This window comes from Albibacterium bauzanense (genome assembly GCF_004339765.1).
GTDB lineage: Bacteria > Bacteroidota > Bacteroidia > Sphingobacteriales > Sphingobacteriaceae > Albibacterium > Albibacterium bauzanense.
This window is the reverse complement of record NZ_SMGO01000006.1, coordinates 1-1273: the sequence shown is the minus strand read 5'-3', so window position 1 is coordinate 1273 and position 1273 is coordinate 1. Positions and strand designations below refer to the sequence as shown.

Annotated in this window: 1 protein-coding gene; it reads left to right on the top strand. The window is 44.4% G+C overall.

Annotation, left to right across the window (positions count from 1 at the left end):
* The coding region (locus C8N28_RS13755) for a TolC family protein (protein WP_132225895.1) at positions 1-1266 on the top strand (1266 nt) is incomplete at its 5' end.
* Between the last annotated feature and the right edge of the window lie 7 nt (positions 1267-1273).

Below are 1273 nucleotides of genomic sequence, written 5' to 3'. Positions count from 1 at the left end.
GCACAACAGGTTCTGACTGTTCAGGAAGCATTGAACCAGGCGTTGAACAACAACCTGCAGGTAAAACAAGCCTTGTTGCAGGCTGCTTTAAGTGAAGAGGATGTAAAACAAGCCAAAATGAATTTCTTTCCTACGCTGAATGCCGGTATAGACGGAAACCTGCGTTGGGGAAAGAGTTTCGATCAATTGACAGGAAGCCTGATCAACCAGTCTACCAATTCACTGAATGGAAGCCTGAATGCTTCAGCGGCGGTATTTCAGGGTTTTTCACGGATCAACCAGGTGTCTGCTAATAAATACCTGTTACTGGCCGATCAAAGCAACATTGAAAAGATCAAGAGCGATCTGGTCCTTTCGGTGGTAACCACCTACCTGGAAGCCTTGACCAACCAGGATCTGCTGGCTGCCGGAAAGCAGCAACTGGCCCTTTCTCAATCGCAATTGGAAGTAGAACAGATCAATTACGATGTAGGCAACAAAACCCTCGCAGATCTTTCACAGGCTAAAAGCCTGGTTGCGGCTGATGAGTTGAATGTTACCTCAGCTGAGAATGCTTATGACCTGTCGATCTTGAACTTAAAGCAATTGATGGAAATGGATCCATCAAACCCCATTGTTTTAGAAACTCCTGCATTACAAGATCCTTCTGTGAATATAACGGTCTATTCAGCTGCCGAGCTGTTTGAACAGATCAAGGAAACATATCCTGAGATCAAGCAGGCAGCCTATAACTCACAGGCAGCTAAAACGAATATCGCCATTGCCAAGGCCGGTTATTATCCGGAATTGAGCTTACGGGGAAGTGCCGGTACAGGCTATTCTTCAGCCCAGCAGACGAGTGATTTTAACCAGCAATTGAGTGATAACCTGAACCAGTACATCGGCTTTTCATTGAGCATCCCGATCTTCAATAACTTCAGGACTAAGATTGCGGTGAGCAAAGCCAGGATCTCTTATGAGAATGCTTTGCTGAGTGAACGTCAGTCGGAGAACAATTTGAGCAAGATCATCAACCAGGCAGTATTGGACCTGCGAGCAGCTGAGAAGAACTATAACTCAACCCAGCAGGCCTTTCAGGCTACCAAAGAAGCTTTTGATGTATTGAAACAGCGTTATGATGTTGGTCTTGCCAACTCGATTGAGTTGAGCACATCACAGACCAATATGAACAAAGCAGAATTTGATTTTATCCAGGCGAGATACAACCTGATATTCAGAACCAAGGTAATCGACTACTATTTAGGAAAGCCTATTACTTTTAACTAAAATAAAT